Here is a 19,381-nt window from a genome sequence, read left to right as displayed (position 1 = left end):
ATTTAACCGTTGATGAGCGCCAGGGTTGACTTGATAGTCAGCAACAGGGCGCTCAGGGTGCATAGCGCCAAGGTTAAGCTGCGGGTCTTCTCTTTATCCACCCGGCCCACCAAACGGCCAGCGACCAGAAAACCAATAAATACCGCAGGCAGCAGCAACAGCGATAGCCACAGATGCTTTAGGGTCAAGAGGCCAAAACAGCCGAGAATGATCAAGGCTATCAAGGAGCTGAAGATGAAGAAGGCCGACAGCGCTGCGCGGAACTGACTGGCATCCTTACCCGCCAGCAGCAGAGCCATAGGTGGTCCACCTATGGCCGCCACGGTACCGAAGATCCCGGAAAATACCCCGGCAATAAACAGGCTGAGGCGGTTGATCTTAATGCTGTATTTTCTGAAGCTGAGAAATACGGCCACGGCCACAATCAGGGCTATGGTCAAGCCCATAATCGGTTGCGGTGCCAGCAACAACAGGGTGGCACCAATCAGGCCGCCGGGGAGTCGTCCCAGCAAGGCATATTGCAAGCCGTTGAATTCCAGGTGGCCGCGTTCGCGTATCAAGGTCAACAGGGCGATAGAAAATCCCATCACAATCACAGGGACGGGAACCAGTTCCGGATCGACGATATACAGCAAAGGTGTGGCTACCACGGCCAGGCCAAAGCCTATCAGCGACTGGGTCAGGGCGCCGGTAAATATGATCAGGGATGCCAGCAACAGGGTGACGGGATCTATCAGTGACAGCATTCGCAAGCTCCCAAAAGAAAAGGATCGCGCAGCGATCCTTGTTCAACAATAAGATAATTCAGAGGAATAAGACACTTATTCCATGTCTTCCCATTCAATGCCCATGGCATCCATCATGCGTTTGGCTTCTTCCGGGATGCTGTCTGGTTTGTCTTTGGACAAATCCTCATCATTGGGCAGTGGCTGGCCGGTATAGGCATGCAGGAAGGCTTCGCACAACAGTTCGCTGTTTGTGGCGTGCCGCAGGTTGTTTACCTGGCGCCGGGTGCGCTCATCGGTCAATACTTTCAGTACCTTCAACGGAATAGAGACAGTGATTTTTTTCACTTGCTCATTCTTCTTGCCGTGTTCGGCATAAGGGCTGATGTATTCGCCATTCCATTCAGTCATTGATTCACCTGTGATCTCACTAATTCGCAGCAGATTTTAAACCCTTACAGGATACAGTCAAATGATTGCCTGCAAAATCTGTGCAATATGAACAGAAATCCATACATTTGGACGTCCAAACGTCTTGATGCCTATTGACGGCTGGATAGTCATTGGTTAGATTTAGACGTCCAGACATCTTTATGGTGTCGAACCTCAGCATTCAGGAGTCGATTATGACAGAGCGGCGATTAGCAACCACAGCGGTCCGGCAGGGCATCGAATCAGACAGCCAGCACGGGGCCGTGGTGCCACCCATCTATCTGTCGACCAACTATGCCTTTGAGGGGCACACTCAGCCAAGAGCCTTTGATTACAGCCGCTCGGGTAATCCTACCCGCTCCATTCTGGGGGATGCCTTGGGGGAGCTGGAACAGGGTTGCAGTGCGGCAATTACAGCGACCGGCATGGCGGCCATTACTCTGGTGGTCAACCTGCTGGGGCCGGATGACCTCTTGTTGGTGCCCCATGACTGTTATGGCGGTAGCTATAGGTTGTTCACCCATCTGGCCGCCAAGGGCCAGTTTCGTTTGCAGGTTTTGGATCAAACCGACCCGCAAGCACTCGCCGCTGCCCTGGCGCAAAAGCCGCGCATGGTGTGGCTCGAGACGCCATCTAATCCGCTGCTGCGGGTTGTGGATATCACCGCCATTGCCGAGGCGGCCCACCAGCAGGGGGCATTGGTGGTGGCCGACAACACCTTTTTATCGCCGGCGCTGCAACAGCCTTTACTGTTGGGGGCCGACATAGTGGTGCACTCGACCACTAAATACATCAATGGCCACAGCGATGTGGTGGGCGGCGCCGTGATTGCCAAAGATCCCGAACTGGCAGAGCAGCTGCACTGGTGGTCCAACACGCTTGGGCTGAGCGGTGGCGCCTTCGATAGCTACTTGACCCTGCGAGGCCTGCGTACTCTGGCGCTGAGGATCCGCGAGCATCAGGCCAATGCCGAGCGCATAGTGGCGCTGCTGAGCCAGAGCCCGGTGGTAGACAAAGTTTATTATCCGGGGCTTAAGAGTCACCCTGGTCATGAGATTGCCGCCAGGCAGCAGAGTGGCTTTGGCGCTATGCTGAGTTTTGAACTCAAGGGCGATGAGACGCAGGTGGTTGCCTTCCTCGGCGCGCTCAGGCTGTTTTCCGTGGCCGAGAGCCTGGGAGGGGTTGAGAGCCTGGTGGCCGTGCCCGCCACCATGACCCACAGAGCCATGACGAGTGAGGCTCGCGCCGAAGCCGGTATTAAAGATACGCTTATTCGCTTGTCTGTGGGCATAGAAGATAGCCGGGATCTGCTAGACGATATCGCCGCCGGATTGGCGGCAGCCGCAAACTGTTGAATTGAAGGAGCTTGAGATGGCACGTTGTCACCTACATAAGTTTGGCGGTTCCAGTCTCGCCGATGCCGATTGCTACCGACGGGTCGCCCATATTTTGCTGACCCATGGTCATGCCGATGATCTTGTAGTGGTTTCCGCCGCCGGCAAGAGTACTAATTTTCTCTATAAACTGTTGAACCTGAAGGAGTCGGGCGCTCTGTGGCAGGAGGAGCTACAGGAGCTTGTCGGCTATCAGCAAAATCTGATTGAACAGCTGCTGGGCAATGAACAGGCACGTCAACTGCGGGAGCGTCTGTCTACAGATAAGGCGCAACTGGCCAGTTTATTGTCTTTGCCTGAACTCAGCGAATACCAATGCAATCAGGTGGTGGGTTTCGGTGAACGCTGGTCGGCCAGACTGATGGCGGCGCTGCTGCGGGAGTCTGGTGTCGCCGCTTCCCATGTGGATGCCCGCAGCTTGTTGATTGCCGATGAGGGCGCAGTACCCAGGATTCGCCTCGATGAGTCCCGCGAAAGGGTGCAGCGGCTGCTGGCCGAGCATCCCGATGAGCGTCTGGTGATCACCGGCTTTATCTGCGCCAATAGCCAAGGCGAAACTCTGCTGCTCGGTCGCAACGGCTCCGACTTCAGTGCCACCCTGATAGCCAGCCTGGCCGATATCGACAGGGTGACCATTTGGACAGATGTCGAAGGGGTGTTCAATGCCGATCCCAACAAGATTGCCGATGCCAGGTTGCTGAGCAGTATGTCGCTGGCTGAGGCCGACCGCCTGGCGCGGCTCGGCTCCCCGGTACTGCATTGCCGTACCCTGCAGCCTTTGTTTGATACCGAGGTCAGCCTGGCGGTGCGTTCGAGCTACGCCTCGCATACCGACTTTACCCTGATAGCCCCCAAGAGTGATGCTGCAAGCGCCCCTGTGGTGACCAATCTCAATCAGGTGTCCCTCTTGAGCCTGGAGTTCAATGGCACCCAGGCTCAGACGCTTGATGCGCTCAATGAGGCGGGTTTGAACCCGCTGGCTTACTGGTCTCAGGGACAACACAAACTGGAGCTGGCCTTTACTCCCGAATTATCCCGCCAAGTCTGGCAGTTACTGGAAGCGCAGACATCCGAGCTCAAAATTCAAAGCATTACCGAGGACAGAGAGCTTGGGCTGGTGGCGCTGGTAAGCAGTGGCGCCGGCAGTTATCGCCGCAGCTTTGCCCGCTTGCTGAGCCGTGAAGCGCGGCCTCTGTATCAGGACCAACTCAGCCTGGTCACCCTGGTGCCTAAATCGCAGGTGAACCTGCTGACCCAGAAGGTGCACAGGCGCTGCGCCGGCCCCCGCAAACGCATAGGCGTTATTCTGCTGGGGGTGGGTAACATAGGCGAAGCCTGGGTGGAACTATTTAGCCGAGCCCGCGACGGCCTCAAACGTGAGCTGGAAGCCAGTGTTGAACTCCTGGGCTTGGCGAGTTCGAGCCGTGCCTGGATCTGCAATGAAGGGATCGTTGGGGAAGACTGGCAGGCAAGGTTTGAAGCCGAAGCCACCCCTTGGCAGTATGAACATCTGTTCGAACAGCTTGCGTTGCTGCAAGCCGATGAACTGGTGGCGCTGGATATCAGTGCCAGCGCCGGACTGACACTGCAGTATCCTGAGTTCTTTGCCCGTGGCATTCATATGGTCAGTGCCAACAAGTTGGCCGGCTCTGGGCCATTGCCTTTCTACCGCGAGCTGAAACAGCAGTTGGGTAACCGCCGACTGTTCTGGCGTTACAACGCCAGTTGCGGCGCCGGGCTGCCGGTGCAGCACGCGCTCAATGATTTGCACAACAGCGGCGACAGGGTAGAGGCTGTCGGCGGTATCTTCTCCGGCACGCTCTGCTGGCTGTTTGAGCATTTCGATGGCATCAAACCTTTCTCCGAGCTGGTGTTGCAGGCCAAAGAGCTGGGGATTACTGAGCCAGATCCCAGGGACGATCTTTCCGGGCGTGACATGCAGCGTAAGCTGTTGATTTTGGCTCGTGAAATAGGTTTGGAACTAGAGCTTGAGGATATTCGCTTAAGCTCTCTGGTGCCTGAGGCGCTGGCCGATATTCCGCTAGATGAGTTTTTGCAGCGGATCCCCGAATTGGATGCCACTCTCGCGCAGCAGTTTGCCGCCGCGGCCGAGCAAAACAAGGTGCTGCGCTATGTGGCTTCACTGGAGCAGCAAGATGGTCGGGTTAACGCCGAAGTCTCTCTGCAGTGGGTCGAGCGTCAACATCCATACGCCAATCTGACCCCGGGAGATAATGTGTTTGTCATCCGCTCGGCCTTCTACCAGGGTAATCCGCTGATCATTCGCGGCCCAGGTGCAGGTAGGGAAGTGACTGCCGCGGCAGTACAGTCGGATCTGGTGCAGATCTGTCGCGATCTGCTGCAGGAGTAGGGTTGGTATTGGCGTCATATTTGAAGCCGGTGGGCTTCTGGCTAGGAAAAGCCTGTGTGAGTGGCCGTTCTCGGACGTCCTGTCCTTCACGGTATTCGGGCTTTCAGCCTATCCGCACCGCAGGTGATGGGCTTGCGGTTTAGCTGGAAGCTGAGATCAAGTTTATTGGTGAGTTTTGGCTTAAAGCCATGCTAGCCGCTGTGCCAGCGGTCTAAAGTCGTGGAGCAAGTGCATCCATGCACAAGGGCCAGTTCGCCATCCCTGGCTCTCGCTCGTAGCCAGTCGCTATGCGACACTCGCCGCCCCACACCCGAGGAAAGGGGGCTGTATCGACTCGCCCCCTTTCCAAACCCCCAGCGACCCGCGACGCAGCGGACAACCCCTTGTGCTTATGATGCCAATTCGCTATCGCGCCAGACGCTCAGAGTCACATCCATGTGACTCTGGCCCTGCTCAACATCCTGTTTCGCGCTCGTTAGCTCGTCGCTAGGCGACACTCGCCCCTGATTCGACTGGCGCTGCTTCGGCATCCATGCCTCGCTACGCGATTGTCATCAACGCCCTGCGGCCGCTTCGAGCGGGAGTCGGTGTAATTCTGTGAAAATGGAGTAGCTTGAAATATTTGAGCGATTTGCAGACATACGCCTATTTTCCAGGCACAGGCGGGACTGTGACCTTCCGAGCCAGGGATGGCGAGGCAGAGCTTACAGGGATGTACTCGCAGCGAGTCACAGGATCGCCTGTGCATAAGCCTGCGGCAGGCAATGAGTAACATCCGTCGCCGGAAGCTCGGCCAATACTAACTTAGATACTCTTAGTTGGAAGCTATGATAGCCGCTGTACCAGCGGCCTAAAGTCGTGGTGTAAATGCCTCCATGCACAAGGGCCAGTTCGCCATCCCTGGCTCTCGCTCGTTAGCTTGTCGCTAGACGACACTCGCCGCCCCACACCCGACCAAGAAGGGATCAACAGCAATCCCCTCTTGGATCTCCCTTGCCGCCCCACACGGTGTCGAAAGCCTCTTGGCCTAATGGCGCAAATAACTACCGCTTCAGACGCTCAGAGTCACATCCATGTGACTCTTATCCAGCTCAACATCCTGTCTCGCGCTCGTGAGCTCGTCGCTAGGCGACACTCGCCCCTGATTCGACTGTCGCTGCTTCGGCATCCAAATCCTTCCATGGATAAAGGCCAGCTCGCCTTCCTTGGCTCGCGCTCATAAGCACACTCGCCACCGGCGAGCATTCGCCCTCAGCCACGTTATTTGCGCCAACGGCTTTCGGCGACACCGAGGGGGAATCGGTGCAACTCTGTTAGTCCTGAGCAGCTTGAAATATTTGAGCGATTTGCAGACATACGCCTATTTTCCAGTCACAGGATCACCTGTGCGAAAGCTCTCCCAGGTGCAAAACTGAGGCTTTGCAGAAACACTCATTAGTGGCTTTTATACCGATTAAGATAAATACACCTTTGAAGCCATCTTTGGGCTTGACTTCAATGATAGTTTCTCTAGTATGTGGACATGTAGACGTCCAAACGTCCAGATAGACAGTTGAGGGAGTTTCAATGGCTTTTCATCACGCACAACATGCGCACTCGCTGAACCAGAGTTTGTCCGAGCTCAACGGCGACATTAATGTTTCTTTCGAGTTCTTTCCGCCCTCAACGCCTGAGATGGAAACCTTATTGTGGAACTCAATTCAGCGCCTGGAGCCACTGAATCCCAAGTTTGTTTCTGTCACCTATGGTGCCAACTCAGGAGTGCGGGATCGCACTCACAGCGTGATCGAGCGGATCCAGCAGGAAACCGAGCTGGTGGCGGCGCCGCACCTGACGCTGGTAGATGCCAGTGATGAAGAGTTACTGGAGTTGGCGCGTCACTACTGGAACAGCGGTATTCGTAACATAGTGGCGCTGCGAGGCGATCTGCCGGAAGGCAGCCCCAAGCCGACACGTTTTGCCTCTGATCTGGTGCGTTTGCTGCGCTCGGTCGCCGACTTTGATATTTCGGTGGCCGCCTATCCAGAGGTGCATCCGGATGCGGCCAATGCCCAGGCCGACCTTATCAACCTGAAGCGCAAGATTGAGGCCGGTGCCAGCCGTGCCATCACCCAGTTTTTCTTCGATGTGGAGTCTTATCTCAGGTTCCGCGACCGTTGTGTGGCCGCCGGCATTGATGTGGAAATTGTTCCCGGAATATTGCCTGTGGGCAACTTCAACCAGCTTAAGCGTTTCGCCGCCATGACCAATGTGTCTTTGCCGGGATGGTTGCATAGCCAGTTTGAAGGCTTGGATAACGACCCCGCAACCCGGGCGCTGGTGGGGGCCAACGTGGCCATCGACATGGTCAAGGTACTTTCCCGTGAAGGGGTGAAAGACTTCCACTTCTATACCCTGAACCGTGCCGAGCTCACCTATGCCATCTGTCATACGCTGGGAGTACGCCCCGGCAAGTGAAGGCCTTTGATAACGGCTAAGCGGATAAAAACGAAGCCCACCATTTTGGTGGGCTTGTCTTTAGTGTGTTTTTAGTGAAAGGGTTAGACCTTGAATTGGCCAATCAGCTGTTTGAGGCGTACCGACAGCTGCGCCAGCTCTTCACCGGCAACGGCTATCTGGGCTGCACTTTCACTGCCCTGAGCCACACCATCATTGATATTGGTAAGGTTACGATTGATCTCGGCCGAGACGGCGCACTGCTCATTGGCGGCGCTGGCTATCTGGATATTCATCTGGGTAATGGCAGAAACGGCATCTCTGATCTGATCCAATGCCGTTCCGGCGCCCCGGACCTCGGTCATGCAATCCGCAGTGGTATTGTTGCTTTGTTGCATGACGACAACGGCGGATTTGGCTCCCTGTTGCAAGGTTTCGATCATCTGCTGAATCTCGGTTGTCGATGTCTGTGTGCGGCTCGCTAGAGTGCGCACTTCATCGGCGACAACGGCAAAACCTCGTCCCTGCTCTCCGGCTCTAGCCGCTTCAATGGCGGCATTGAGAGCCAGTAAGTTGGTCTGATCGGCTATGTTGCGGATGACCTCCAATACAGAATCGATGGACTGAGTATCCCGCTCTAATTGATCTATCGCTTCGGTTGCTCTCTGCGTTTCTGCAACCAAGCCTTCCATCATATTGATCACTCTTTCTACCAAGCGATTGCCTGCATCTGTGGCTTCATCTGCAGATTCTGCAGAGTCGGCGGCAACGGTAGCATTTTGGGCGACTTCCTGAACCGTGGCAGCCATTTCATTCATGGCAGTGGCCACTTGTTCGGTTTCTCTTTGCTGTTGCTCGGCGCTGTGACGGCTGTTATTGGTAATACCAGACATCTCTTCGGCCGAGGTCGCCAATGAGTCTGTAGCGTCAGCGACTTGCTGCATTGTTTGGTGAATTTTACCGACAAATAGGTTGAATGCCCGTGCCAGATCGGCGATCTCATCTTTGCTGTTGATCTCAATGCGCTTGGTGAGGTCACCTTCTCCTTGAGCAATATCCTCCATGGCGCGGGCAGTTTGCGCTATGGGGCGGGTGATGCTGCGGGCGATAAAGAAGGCGATGATCACTCCTACGAATAGCGCTATGCCCCCCAGAGTCATCAGGGTGACTTTGATTTGCCATAGCTTGGCTTCTGAGTGAGTCCGGTCCATGGCGAGAGCCAAGACACCAATCGCTTGGCCTGAGAAATCTTTTACGGAATGGAGATAGAGTACGTTACTGACTCCACCCAGTTCGATATTGGATTTATTTGTGGTCCCCTGCAGGACTTGATTCATTAAGTTGGCGTTGTTGAAGACTTCTGTATTGAAGGTTCCACCAAATTGTTTGTAGCCGCTTCCATCCGGAATTAACAAGGCGATGTCGGCTTGATAGTTCTTTTTGAAAGTGTCGAAGAAGGGTTGACCAAAGGACATACCGAATTCAACTGAGCCTATATGCTGCCCCTGAAAACTCATGGGGGACAGGCCGCGGATCCCCAATCCGGCCACACCTTTTTCTAGACCCTTCATGGCTTGTTTGCGCTGATTGGTTGCTACTACGGTTTGGCGGAAGCTTGAGAGGTCATCGCCAAACTTTTCCGGTTTGTGAACCCTTAAAAATGAGGTCGCACTAGGCTTGTGGAACTGAAATTGTTGTACGGAATAGTTTTCTTTGAGTGGCTTAAAGACTTGTTGGCTGCGGTTATTCAGCGCCTCACGATCACCATAAGCAAAATCTTGCTGCATCTCAGGTGTATGAGCGACCTGGGTTGCCAGCGCTTCGGCCAGTTTCCCAGAGGAATCTATCTCTGCATTGGCTATTTGGTAGAGATCATGTAGCTCTCTTTGTTCGGAATCGTTTATCAGTTGACTGAATTCCGATTGTACCAAGGGCATGATGAAGCTCATCATGGCGATCAAGAGTAACGAGATCCCCAGTATGATTCGAGTTCCTATTTTCAGTTGTGAAAACACTTCGGCCTCCAGGCTAAGTCACAGGGTTCGAGAAGAAATTATATGGCCGCCATTATTAAGCAGTTGCGACACATAACAAACTTTTGTCGTTAACTAACTATTTTTCCCCGGCTTTCTCTGAACGAATTTATCCGACTCTCACTCAGGTGTTTACTTGATTTTTTGAACTGCTAAAATACTTAGCCTGCTAACCAATAAGCCAATCAAGATGAACAGATATATAGAACAGCTGACCGAGACTTCTCTGGGAGAGCGCTTGGGGCGTTTACACCGCTTATGGCGCATGGTCGCCGACAATGAATTGGCGCCTTTGGGGCTGACCCATCCTCGCTGGACCGCGCTGTGGAAGCTGAGACGAATGGGCGATCACATCAGTCAAAAACAGTTGGCCGAGTCGCTGGAAATTGAATTGCCTTCTTTGATGCGGACCCTGGGTCAACTGGAGCAGCAAGGGCTAATCTCCCGTCACAGCTGCGAGCATGACAAAAGGGCGCGCATCGTGTCCATGACCGCTGAAGGTGAAGAAGTCATTCGCTCCATGGAAGCCAGGATCATCCAGGTACGGGCCAAGTTGTTGGCAGGCATAGATCCGGATGAGCTAACCCATTTTGAAGCCGTGATCACCAGGATTTGCGATAACGCCCAACATCAGCTGCAGCAAGAGCAAGCGTAATGAGAGAGACTTTATGACGCCAGATCAACAATTTGCCAGACTCGTTAAAATTTCCATGGCAGGCTTTGTGCTGGTCTTCGCCTATTTTATGTTGGCGGATTTGGAGATGCCGCTGACGCCGCAAGCGATGGCGACCCGCACTGTAGTCAAGGTAGCGCCCCAAGTGAGCGGCCCGGTGCAATCTGTGGCCGTGGCCAATAATCAACATGTAGAGGCCGGGCAGTTACTCTTCGCCATCGACCCGGCTCCTTTTGAGCTCGCGCTGGAGCAAGCCAAATTGGCGCTGGAGCAGGCGGTGCAGGATAACGCCGAGCTGGATGCCGCCATTGAGGCCGCCGCCGCCGAGGTCAGCGCCAATGAGGCCATGTTGCAACAGAAACTACGTGAGGCCAAGCGCCTGGATGCCCTCTATGCCAGCAATGGAGTGTCACGCCAGCTCAAGGATCAGGCTGATACCGATGCCAGCTCGGCGCTAGCCAAGTTGGCCGCTTCTAAGGCGCAGTTGGCTAAACTCAAGGTTTCCCGCGGAACAGCCGGGACAGAGAACCTCAAGTTGCGCCAGGCCCGCAGCCGTTTGGCTCAAGCAGAATTGGATCTGAGTTACACCAAGGTGCTGGCAGAGAACGAAGGCATAGTGACCAATCTGCAACTGGCCAGTGGCAGTATGGCCAACAAGGGCCAACCCGTATTGGCCTTGGTGTCCGAACCATTGGATATCATCGCCGATTTTCGTGAGAAAACTCTCAGGGGCGTGGAGCAGGGCACTGAGGCCTGGGTAGCGTTCGATGCCGAGCCAGGCAGACTCTACCCTGCCAGGGTAAGCAGCCGTGATGCCGGGGTTAGCGCCGGACAATTCGATGCCAACGGCATGTTGGCGACGCCGACCGAGTCGGATCGTTGGGTGCGGGATGCTCAGCGTCTGCGGCTGCATCTTGAACTCCTGGGAGAAGAGCACCCGATGCTGGCAGCCGGTTCCCGAGCCACAGTTCAGTTGCTGCCGGACAATAGTTTCTATCGTTTCATGGCTAAGCTGCAGATCAAGGCCGTTAGTTTGCTGCACTACATCTATTGAGGTGGCCGATGATCCTGCGTCACCACCCCTTGACTCAGAATGAGTTGCGCCAGTGCCTGCGCATAGCCACCGGCGCCAGCCTCGGCTTTCTGATCTGTAAGCTGATGAATTGGAACTATGGGGTGTTTTATACCGTCACCCCCATGCTGTTGCTGGGACTGGTACCAGTGATGAACGGCCATGCGGCGCGGCAGTTATTGGCCGCGGCAGTTGTCTGTGGGGTTGAGGTGGGCATCATAGGCGGTTTGTTTGGCAGCCATCCGGCACTGATGACCTTGATTGTCTTCGTGCTGTTTCTATATCGCTTTGCCTGCATGTCCCGCGGCGCCCTGTTTCTGTTTGGTGCCAACGGGGTGATCAGCCTCAGCATCATGCTGCATTTTGCCAGTTATCCGGATACCGATCTTAACGATCTCATCTTCGGTAATTTTTGGGCCAGTGTACTGTCAGTGCTGATTGCTTATCTGATGACAGTGCTGATCCCGGATGTTGAACCTCGCGGCGCCTATGTGCCCGGACCCAAACAGCCCCACAGAATGCGCCATGAAGCGCTGATGGGGGCCAGCGTTGCCACTCTTTCCTTCTTGATATTCCAGGCCTTCGATCTGCGCGATTCCATGTCGGCGCAGGCTACCACTCTGCTGTTGCTGTTTCCCATGCATTGGAACGGTGCCCTCGACTATGCCCGTAAACGGGCGATGGGCACAGTGCTCGGGGTGGCATATGGTATGGCGGTGCAGTTGTTGCTGTATGACTGGTCCGGTGTGCTCTTGTTGGTCGTGCCTATGCTCTGGCTCGGGACTCTGCTGTTTGCCCTGGCCCATGTCAAAGAGGCCAGTGGCTCGGCGGTGGGCTTTGGTGCCATGACCACCCTAGGGATACTGTTCGGTCAGTATTTGGCACCGGGTAATGATTTGATCTTCAGCGCTCTCTACCGCGTGAGCAGTATTCTGGTGGCCATAGTTGGCACCTTGTTGGCCTGTTATCTGTTGCACCATTTACTCAACAGTTTTAAGGCGACGCATTTTGGTGAATAGCGATTCGTAAACGATAATCGTTATCCAATATATTGTTAGCAAAGGGTTTTTTATAAAATCAAAATCGTAAGCAAATATTTCAAAGTTGGACTCATGTCGATGCTGTAAACCTTATGGCATAGGGATTGTGCCAAGGCGCCATGATTTTTTGATATTTATCGCAAACTTCTCATATATGTGATTTGGATCTATGCTGTTCGCCATTACTCATAATGGGGGATAACAGATGAAATCAATCACGCTCGCCGCTGGTGGCCTGCTGCTGTTGGCTCAGTCCATAGGGACAGCCATGGCAACAGAACCGACTATGCCACCACAGGCTGCGCTTTGTGGCAGTTGCCACGGCCCTCAGGGACAGGGCATTGAGCCACTGGGCCCGAGACTCGCCGGACTCTCAAGCCAGTATATTCAACAACAGATCAAGCTGTTCCAGGCCGGAACCCGCCAAAACGCCACCATGATGCCTATGGCCATGACCCTGCAGGGAGATGAGGTTATCGGTCAGGTAGCGGATTACTTCGCGGCCCAGAGTGTCGCTGAAGTTAAACCTCAGCTCAGAGGTGAGCAGGTGGTATTTGCCGATCCGACTGAAAAACTGGTGTACCAGGGTGACTGGACCCGGAACCTACCCGCTTGTGTAACATGCCATGGCCCGTCAGGCCTGGGGGGCGGCACTTTTCCAAGGCTTGCCGGTCAGCAAGCCAGTTACATCAAGACTCAACTGCACGCCTGGCAGGATGGCAGCCGTAAAGGCGATGTCGATGGCATGATGGAGCATGTTGCCAAACAGCTCAACAGCGCCGAAATCGACGCCATCGCCAGTTATTTTGCCAATCTCAAGTAAGGACGCAGCATGAAAAAATCTACTCTGTTTATCATGGGTGCTGTGGCCGCAATGACAGCTCAGGCCCAGGCCGAGAATCTGCCCGATCGCCAGGCGCAACTGCCATCATCACCCAAGGTACAAGGGCAGGAATATCTGATCCCCAGACCACTGGATGCGATTCCGGCCGGCGCCTTTGGTGATAAGGTGCGTCAGGGCTATCAGTTGTTCGTCAATACTCAGCAACTGCGCGATAAATACGTCGGCAATGAGCTGAACTGTGTCAACTGCCATATGGATGCCGGCCGTAAGCCCAACGCTTCTCCTATCTGGGGCGCTTATTTTGCTTATCCTGCCTATCGGAAGAAGAACGACAAGGTCAACAGCTTCGAAGAGCGTATTCAGGGCTGTTTCACCTACTCAATGAACGGCAAGGCGCCTGAAAGCGGCAGCCCTGAGTTGGTAGCCTTGTCTGCCTATGCCTATTGGCTTGGGGTTGGTGGCTTGATGGATCAATACGGTGTCAAAGGCGAAGTGCCTGAACTGGCCGATGCCGAGCTTATCAAGGGCGGCAAACGGGAAGACTTCCCCATCCCTGAAGCCATTAAGCAGCAGTTGACGGTAGAGCAACGCGCCAATCTGCCGGGCCGGGGTTACCCTTCAATACCCAAACCTGAATTGGCTTATGATCCGGCCCGCGGTGAGCAGGTTTATCAGGCTCATTGCCAGGCATGTCATGGCGCCGATGGCCAAGGTCAGGCGATAGCCGGTGTGTATGCCTTGCCACCGCTTTGGGGGCCGCAGAGTTTTAACTGGGGCGCCGGAATGCACAGGGTCAACACGGCGGCCTTCTTTATCCACGAGAATATGCCACTGGGCAAGAGTATGCAGCTGACCACTCAACAAGCCTGGGATGTGGCCGCCTATATCAACGCCCATGAACGTCCTCAGGATCCCCGCTTCAAGGGGAATCTTGAGGAAACCCAAGGCAAGTATCACAAGCATGCCGGTTACTATGGTAAAGAGGTAAAGGGTACCTTGCTGGGCAAAGAGGCTTATCCCATCTTCCCCAAGAAGTCGTAAGGCAAGAGCCTTAATCTATTCGGCGCGCCACTAGGCGCGCTTTTTTTGTTTGGAAGTACAGGGTTGGGAACTTGACTCTGTGGCTTTAGCCCGAGGGCTGGTAATTGACTGACTGAAGCCATGAAAAAGTAAAAGGCCGGTCTCAGGGGGAGGACCGGCCTTGGATACTGATGGGCTCAAACGGAGATGAGCCTAAGCATCACGCTCTGCTCAAATGATCAGAGGTTGTTTTCCAGGTACTGGCGGATAGCGGTGTCGTTAAAGACACAGGCGTGGTTGCCGCCGAAACCGACTTCGAGAGCGAAAACGCCATCACCGATACGCATGTTCTTGGCTTCTTCGGCATTGTCGTTGATGTTCTTGATATGCAGAGTCTTGATCTGCGCAACAATCTCTTCCTTGGCGTCCTGGTCGTTGGCGAGTTCTTTGAACGCGGATTTGACACGATCCAGTGCATAGGTGGGCACATACATGATCTCTTTGGCGCTGTCGAAGCTGTCCCAGTCAAAGGTTACGTCCAGGTCGGCATCCAGAATGCTCTTTATGTCCTGTTTGAACTCAACCACATACTGCTCTTCGATAGAGCGCTTCCATTGCTTTTCTTGTAAACCCATTATTTCCTTCTCTATAAGTTGAGGAGAGCGCGTACTGGCCACTCAAGCAACCGATTTACGCCCCCAAATCATATCCCTTGGTTTGTTTCCAAGGAGGTAAACCGGGGCCAGTCTACCTACTTTGTGGCATGGGATCCATAGGGTTATAACCGAAAAATGCTTCCTTAAAATTAAGTTAAAAACTCAACTAATCAATGAGATTGGTTATTTCTGTCCGGGGAACGGCTATTTGTTCGCGATCGAAAACACTCGTTAGCAACTCTCTAGCGCTGATGGCAAATCCTCGCTGCGCTAGGGACGGAAAGGCGTTTGGCCATTATGTTTAGCGTCAGACTGAGGCGGTGGTCGCCCGCGCCTTATCACCGACTCTTGGGGTTGAAATTCGGCATTGGCTTGAGCAGGGGCGCAGCAGATGTGGCCGCAGTTTGCTCCATTATGATGGGGAGTCTTGGCTATTGGCTGCAGCAATATCGGGAGAAATGCTTACTCTTTGTTGGGAAGATTACTTTCTTTAGCTTGGCAGTTCAGCTGCTGTCTATTGGCAAGCTGTGTACCCTGGGGCAAGATGAAACAGGCCGTATGTCGTTTTGCTCGAACTTTCAGTATAAGCTTGCCCATTCAATCAGGATCACAGGGATTGTCATGACTCAGACTCACTATATTGCCCGTTGCCATTGTGGCGGGATTCAGGTGGCGCTCACGTTTCCCGAAGGAGTGAACAATGTTCGTCGGTGTGATTGCTCCATGTGTCGCCGCCGCGGTGCGCCGGTAGCCTCTGTGTCCTTGACCAATCTCAAGCTAGTGAGCGGTGCAGAGCTGCTCAGCTGTTATCAGTTCAATACCCATACCGCTAAACATTATTTCTGTAGTCGCTGCGGTATCTATACTCACCATCAACGGCGCTCGAATCCACAGGAGTATGGCGTTAATCTGGGGTGCATCGACGAGTTGGATCCTTTTGTCTTCAAGGATGCTCCCGTGATGGATGGCATCAATCATCCCGCTGACAGGGAGGTCTTATGACCGATAAGTCCGTCGCTCGCTGCCCTGTATGTCAACAAGCCAACCAATGCGCCATGGCGGCCGGGACAGATCCTGCGCTTTGCTGGTGCATGAAGGCTGACTTCAGTTACCTGGAGTTGGCGCTGCGAGAGATTCCCAAACACAGTTGTATCTGCCGACACTGTTTAATCAATATAAAGAAAAATGCCGCTCACCATGAGTGAGCGGCATTTTTACCGAGTCAATTTAATCCGCTGGCTCAGCCGCGGTCGTCACGACGACGGGGCTTACGATCAGGACGGCGCTCTCCAGAGTGCTTGCGAGGGCGACGAGCAGGGCGCTGTTCACCTTCGAAGCTCTGGCTACCGGCTTCATGGATATTGATAGGCTTGCCACATACCCGAACTTTCTTCAGGTGCGCCAGTACGTCTTTAGGCATACCTGCGGGCAGATCGACTGTAGTCAGAGAGTCAAACAGTTGGATCTGGCCAATGTAACGACTGTCTATGCTGGCTTCGTTGGCGATGGCACCCACGATATTGCCCACACCCACACCGTGCTCACGACCCACATCCAGTACATAACGGCACATCTGCAGATCCGGGTTATCCTTCAGGGATTCGGCCTTGCCGAGATCGCCGGGAACCGGACGAGAGTCACGACGACGCGAACCGCGATCTTCCCGTGAGCCACGATCGTCGCGTGAGCTGCGATCATCACGGCTGTCACGCTGACGTTCCTGGATCGGAGGCAACTGCAGCGGACGCTCCTGCTGTACCTGTTGCAGCAGTGCGGCCGCCAGAATATCTGTGTCCACTTCCAACTGCTGACACAGCTGAGCCACGGCGCCCTTCATAAAGTCCAGCTCTTCGTTGGCTATGATGGCAGCAACCTGCTCGCCCAGGCGTGACAGACGGCGCTCGGCCACAGTCTCAGGGCTTGGGATCTTCATCGGTGAAATACGGCTGTTGGTGGCACGCTCAATGGTGCGCAGCATGCGCATCTCTCTGTGAGTCACAAACAGAATCGCCATTCCGGTACGACCGGCGCGGCCGGTACGACCGATACGGTGTACATAGGCTTCGGTATCGTAAGGGATGTCATAGTTGACCACGTGACCGATACGTTCAACGTCCAGACCTCGGGCGGCAACATCGGTGGCAATCAAAATGTCCAGCTTACCGGACTTGAGTTGATCCACGGCGCGCTCACGGGCCTGTTGGTTCATATCACCGTGCAGTGGCGATGAGGCGTAACCGCGGGCCTCCAGCTTCTCGGCCAGTTCCACACAAGAGTTACGGGTACGCACAAAGATGATGATACCTTCGGTGTTTTCCACTTCGAGTACACGCACCAGGGCTTCCAGCTTGTTGTGCTGAGATACCTGCACAAAGCGCTGCTCGATGGAGTCAACCGTGGTGTGGCTGGCGGCAATGCTGATGGTGGCAGGGTTGTTCAGATGCTTGTTGGCAACCCGCTTGATCTGCTCAGGCATGGTGGCAGAGAACAGTGCCAGCTGACGCTCGGCCGGAGTATGATCCAAGATCCACTCGATATCGTCGATAAAGCCCATTTTCAGCATTTCATCGGCTTCATCCAGCACCAGAGCCTTGAGGCTGTCGAGCTTGAGGGTGCCACGGCGCATATGGTCCATGACCCGGCCTGGTGTACCAACTACGACCTGAGGACCACGACGCAGCGCCTGCAGTTGTTGGTGCATGCTTTGACCGCCATAGATAGGCAGTACATGGAAACCTTTCATGAATTTGGCATAGCTGGAGAAAGCTTCTGCTACCTGTACCGCCAGTTCGCGGGTCGGTGCCAGCACCAGGATTTGCGGTGCGTTGAGGTTATGATCTGTTGCATTAAGCAGAGGCAGAGCAAAGGCGCCGGTCTTACCCGTACCTGTCTGTGCCTGGCCGAGAATATCCTGGCCCGCCATCAGGGGGGCGATACTCGCGGCTTGAATTGGGGTCGGATTCTCATAGCCGAGCTCATCTAGAGCACGCAGCAATGCCTCGGAGAGGCCGAGTTCCCGGAAAGTTTTTTCATTGGATGACATGGGTTGTAGCCTTGTGGACGCGTCTGGATGACGCAGAAAGTTTCACAGACAGAAAATCAACCCCGTGTCGATTTCCCGCATCGAAAACGCCAGATTATAACAGCGAAATCTGCTATTTTCCACGGCTAAAGGTGTTTTTATGGCAAATTTAAAGCAAATAGTAGGCCAACTATCGGTTTTGTAACTGTTTCGATGGCAGTCGCAGCAGCAGATCGGCCGCTTCGGCCACGGCGCCGATGAATGGATAATCCAGTCTGTCGGGCGTGTCGTCACGGGTGTGGTACTGGGCGTGGGCGGGGACGCCGAAATAGAGCCAGGGGATCTCGGCTCGGTGGAAGGGGTAATGATCCGAGGCCCTGAGCCAGTCGCTGCGCTGCACGCTGCGGCCAATGGGGCGCGGATGACTGGGGCGAATGCACAGGCCTGTGCCCGCCATCAGATAGGCGCTGAAGTCATCATAGTGGCGGAAATAGCGGCTGCCTTCGAGGTAGATGGCATAGGGAAGCCCGGGCCTGCCTATCATGTCCAGATTGACCGCCAGCGAGATGTGCTCGGCAAAACCGCTTTGCTGCAAAGCGCTCACCAAGGCTTTGCTGCCATAGAGTCCGGGTTCTTCGGCGTCACTGGCAATAAACAGCAGGTTGTAGCGACTGGGCTCTTGCTTGACTCTCTGGGCGATGGCCAGCAATGCCGCCACGCCAGAGGCGTTGTCGTCGGCCCCCGGATAAAAGCCCGGACCGCGATCGCCTAGGTGATCATAGTGGGCAATTAGCAGGCGCCACTCAGTGGTCGGTCTAGCTGCCGGTAGCCAGCCCAAAAGGTTGATGCCCTGAACTTGAGTAAAGCCATCGACATAGTTGAATGAGTGTTGAAAGCCGCTCAAGGCGTGGGTCAGGGGCGGAAATACCGAAGTGAGCGGCTGCAGGCCGATTAGTTCAAAGCGCTCTGTGAGGTACTCACGGCTGAGTGCCGCACCTTGGGTGCCGCTGCGCCGACCTTGCAATCTGGGCGAGGCCAACACTTCGACATCCTGTTGCAGCTGCGTCGTCTCGGCCCAGCTCAGTTGAATCTCTGCGCCGCAGCGTTCGGGCGAGCTGCTGCAGCCGGCAGCAAGCATCGGCAATATCAATAGGAGTGCCCACAGCGGCAGGCGGATAGAGAGTGCCCACAGCGGGTGAGGGATAGAGAGTCCCCACAGCGGCGGGCGGATAAAGAGTGTCATCGGCATCCTGCCTCCGGCAACGGCAATCAACTCAAGCTATGTTGCAGTTTATACCATTCCCCGAGACGGGGTTGCCCGCTTATTTAACGAGTTGTGCCGCGCCGCCCTGCGGAGCGTTGTGGTTACGGCTGGCCGAAGGTGTTTCGGTTTCCGCTCGACCCTTGAGCCTGAACGCTTCAATACCCGACACCAAATGACGCTTGGCGCCTATGGTGACCAGCGTCGCCGGCGGCAGGGCACTGGGTTCAACCAGCGCCCTACGGCCATCGGGCAGGGCGACGGTAGTCCCGTCCGGGCCGGAATGCACCACTTCACCCAAATAGCGTTTGCAGTTGCCCACCAAGGGGTCAAAAGCCGCCAGCAATAAACCCGCCATACAGGGAGCCAGGGCCAATAACAGTAGTCTGTTGCCTGTCACCG

The 19,381-nt window shown here is 54.8% G+C and carries 17 protein-coding genes; 10 read left to right on the top strand and 7 right to left on the bottom strand.

Features of this window, described 5'->3' with window-relative positions:
* Window positions 1–2 precede the first annotated feature (2 nt).
* Both K5621_RS17160 and metJ read right to left on the bottom strand, forming a co-directional pair.
* The gene (locus tag K5621_RS17160; protein ID WP_039033539.1) at window positions 3–746 is read right to left on the bottom strand and encodes a sulfite exporter TauE/SafE family protein; all 744 of its coding nucleotides are present in this window, start codon (window positions 744–746) and stop codon (window positions 3–5) included.
* A gap of 75 nt (window positions 747–821) precedes the next feature.
* Window positions 822–1,136 (bottom strand): met regulon transcriptional regulator MetJ, encoded by a 315-nt coding sequence (gene metJ / locus K5621_RS17155; RefSeq protein WP_039033538.1) that lies wholly within the window; start codon window positions 1,134–1,136, stop codon window positions 822–824.
* 215 nt (window positions 1,137–1,351) lie between these two features.
* On the opposite strand from metJ, the gene metB reads away from it, so the two are divergent.
* From metB to metF, 3 genes are all read left to right on the top strand, one after another.
* Entirely contained in the window at window positions 1,352–2,512 is a 1,161-nt protein-coding gene (metB, locus tag K5621_RS17150) for a cystathionine gamma-synthase (protein ID WP_039033537.1), read from the top strand.
* Window positions 2,513–2,528: 16 nt separating this feature from the next.
* Window positions 2,529–4,922 (top strand): bifunctional aspartate kinase/homoserine dehydrogenase II, encoded by a 2,394-nt coding sequence (locus K5621_RS17145; protein ID WP_221049870.1) that lies wholly within the window; start codon window positions 2,529–2,531, stop codon window positions 4,920–4,922.
* A gap of 1,566 nt (window positions 4,923–6,488) precedes the next feature.
* On the top strand, window positions 6,489–7,379 hold the full coding sequence (metF, locus tag K5621_RS17140) for a methylenetetrahydrofolate reductase (RefSeq protein ID WP_100144644.1): 891 nt from the start codon (window positions 6,489–6,491) through the stop codon (window positions 7,377–7,379).
* Between the two features lie 83 nt (window positions 7,380–7,462).
* Here metF and K5621_RS17135 read toward each other — a convergent pair whose 3' ends face one another.
* Window positions 7,463–9,373, bottom strand: coding sequence for a methyl-accepting chemotaxis protein (locus tag K5621_RS17135; protein WP_483414560.1), 1,911 nt, complete (start codon window positions 9,371–9,373; stop codon window positions 7,463–7,465).
* A gap of 208 nt (window positions 9,374–9,581) precedes the next feature.
* Here K5621_RS17135 and slyA point away from each other — a divergent pair, with 208 nt between their 5' ends.
* From slyA to K5621_RS17110, 5 genes are all read left to right on the top strand, one after another.
* Window positions 9,582–10,046 (top strand): transcriptional regulator SlyA, encoded by a 465-nt coding sequence (gene slyA, locus K5621_RS17130; RefSeq protein ID WP_221049869.1) that lies wholly within the window; start codon window positions 9,582–9,584, stop codon window positions 10,044–10,046.
* A 13-nt stretch (window positions 10,047–10,059) separates the two neighbouring features.
* The gene (locus tag K5621_RS17125; protein WP_221049868.1) at window positions 10,060–11,118 is read left to right on the top strand and encodes an HlyD family secretion protein; all 1,059 of its coding nucleotides are present in this window, start codon (window positions 10,060–10,062) and stop codon (window positions 11,116–11,118) included.
* An 8-nt stretch (window positions 11,119–11,126) separates the two neighbouring features.
* On the top strand, window positions 11,127–12,155 hold the full coding sequence (locus K5621_RS17120; RefSeq protein ID WP_221049867.1) for a DUF2955 domain-containing protein: 1,029 nt from the start codon (window positions 11,127–11,129) through the stop codon (window positions 12,153–12,155).
* Between the two features lie 289 nt (window positions 12,156–12,444).
* A complete protein-coding gene (locus K5621_RS17115) occupies window positions 12,445–12,999 on the top strand; it encodes a c-type cytochrome (protein ID WP_229671996.1) in 555 nt (184 codons plus the stop codon).
* 9 nt (window positions 13,000–13,008) lie between these two features.
* Window positions 13,009–14,061: a c-type cytochrome gene (locus K5621_RS17110; RefSeq protein ID WP_221049866.1), complete on the top strand. Its 1,053-nt coding sequence runs from the start codon at window positions 13,009–13,011 to the stop codon at window positions 14,059–14,061.
* A 218-nt stretch (window positions 14,062–14,279) separates the two neighbouring features.
* Here the strand turns inward: K5621_RS17110 and K5621_RS17105 are convergent, their stop codons facing one another.
* A complete protein-coding gene (locus K5621_RS17105) occupies window positions 14,280–14,675 on the bottom strand; it encodes a hypothetical protein (RefSeq protein ID WP_100144655.1) in 396 nt (131 codons plus the stop codon).
* Between the two features lie 642 nt (window positions 14,676–15,317).
* On the opposite strand from K5621_RS17105, the gene K5621_RS17100 reads away from it, so the two are divergent.
* Window positions 15,318–15,698, top strand: coding sequence for a GFA family protein (locus K5621_RS17100; RefSeq protein WP_221049865.1), 381 nt, complete (start codon window positions 15,318–15,320; stop codon window positions 15,696–15,698).
* Window positions 15,695–15,901: a cysteine-rich CWC family protein gene (locus K5621_RS17095; RefSeq protein ID WP_100144657.1), complete on the top strand. Its 207-nt coding sequence runs from the start codon at window positions 15,695–15,697 to the stop codon at window positions 15,899–15,901. Before K5621_RS17100 ends, K5621_RS17095 begins: the two co-directional genes overlap by 4 nt.
* 35 nt (window positions 15,902–15,936) lie before the next feature.
* Here the strand turns inward: K5621_RS17095 and K5621_RS17090 are convergent, their stop codons facing one another.
* From K5621_RS17090 to K5621_RS17080, 3 genes are all read right to left on the bottom strand, one after another.
* The gene (locus tag K5621_RS17090) at window positions 15,937–17,739 is read right to left on the bottom strand and encodes a DEAD/DEAH box helicase (RefSeq protein ID WP_221049864.1); all 1,803 of its coding nucleotides are present in this window, start codon (window positions 17,737–17,739) and stop codon (window positions 15,937–15,939) included.
* Between the two features lie 169 nt (window positions 17,740–17,908).
* Complete coding sequence (locus K5621_RS17085) at window positions 17,909–18,967, bottom strand: M28 family peptidase (RefSeq protein WP_245003104.1); 1,059 nt, start codon at window positions 18,965–18,967, stop codon at window positions 17,909–17,911.
* 73 nt (window positions 18,968–19,040) lie between these two features.
* Window positions 19,041–19,379 (bottom strand): hypothetical protein, encoded by a 339-nt coding sequence (locus K5621_RS17080; RefSeq protein WP_157929097.1) that lies wholly within the window; start codon window positions 19,377–19,379, stop codon window positions 19,041–19,043.
* Window positions 19,380–19,381 lie beyond the last annotated feature (2 nt).

It is taken from the genome of Shewanella carassii (genome assembly GCF_019670705.1).
Taxonomy (GTDB): Bacteria; Pseudomonadota; Gammaproteobacteria; order Enterobacterales; family Shewanellaceae; genus Shewanella; species Shewanella carassii.
The sequence above is the reverse complement of the archived record's forward strand: the minus strand, read 5'-3'. Positions and strand labels throughout refer to the sequence as shown.

Bases quoted from the DNA above. Each gene is read 5' to 3' on its own strand.
- K5621_RS17085 (WP_245003104.1), bottom strand. From the start codon at position 18,967: ATGCCGATGACACTCTTTATCCGCCCGCCGCTGTGGGGACTCTCTATC.
- metB (WP_039033537.1), top strand. From the start codon at position 1,352: ATGACAGAGCGGCGATTAGCAACCACAGCGGTCCGGCAGGGCATCGAA.
- K5621_RS17110 (WP_221049866.1), top strand. From the start codon at position 13,009: ATGAAAAAATCTACTCTGTTTATCATGGGTGCTGTGGCCGCAATGACA.
- K5621_RS17095 (WP_100144657.1), top strand. From the start codon at position 15,695: ATGACCGATAAGTCCGTCGCTCGCTGCCCTGTATGTCAACAAGCCAAC.
- K5621_RS17125 (WP_221049868.1), top strand. From the start codon at position 10,060: ATGACGCCAGATCAACAATTTGCCAGACTCGTTAAAATTTCCATGGCA.
- metF (WP_100144644.1), top strand. From the start codon at position 6,489: ATGGCTTTTCATCACGCACAACATGCGCACTCGCTGAACCAGAGTTTG.
- K5621_RS17115 (WP_229671996.1), top strand. From the start codon at position 12,445: ATGGCAACAGAACCGACTATGCCACCACAGGCTGCGCTTTGTGGCAGT.
- slyA (WP_221049869.1), top strand. From the start codon at position 9,582: ATGAACAGATATATAGAACAGCTGACCGAGACTTCTCTGGGAGAGCGC.
- K5621_RS17145 (WP_221049870.1), top strand. From the start codon at position 2,529: ATGGCACGTTGTCACCTACATAAGTTTGGCGGTTCCAGTCTCGCCGAT.
- metJ (WP_039033538.1), bottom strand. From the start codon at position 1,136: ATGACTGAATGGAATGGCGAATACATCAGCCCTTATGCCGAACACGGC.
- K5621_RS17105 (WP_100144655.1), bottom strand. From the start codon at position 14,675: ATGGGTTTACAAGAAAAGCAATGGAAGCGCTCTATCGAAGAGCAGTAT.
- K5621_RS17160 (WP_039033539.1), bottom strand. From the start codon at position 746: ATGCTGTCACTGATAGATCCCGTCACCCTGTTGCTGGCATCCCTGATC.
- K5621_RS17120 (WP_221049867.1), top strand. From the start codon at position 11,127: ATGATCCTGCGTCACCACCCCTTGACTCAGAATGAGTTGCGCCAGTGC.
- K5621_RS17100 (WP_221049865.1), top strand. From the start codon at position 15,318: ATGACTCAGACTCACTATATTGCCCGTTGCCATTGTGGCGGGATTCAG.
- K5621_RS17090 (WP_221049864.1), bottom strand. From the start codon at position 17,739: ATGTCATCCAATGAAAAAACTTTCCGGGAACTCGGCCTCTCCGAGGCA.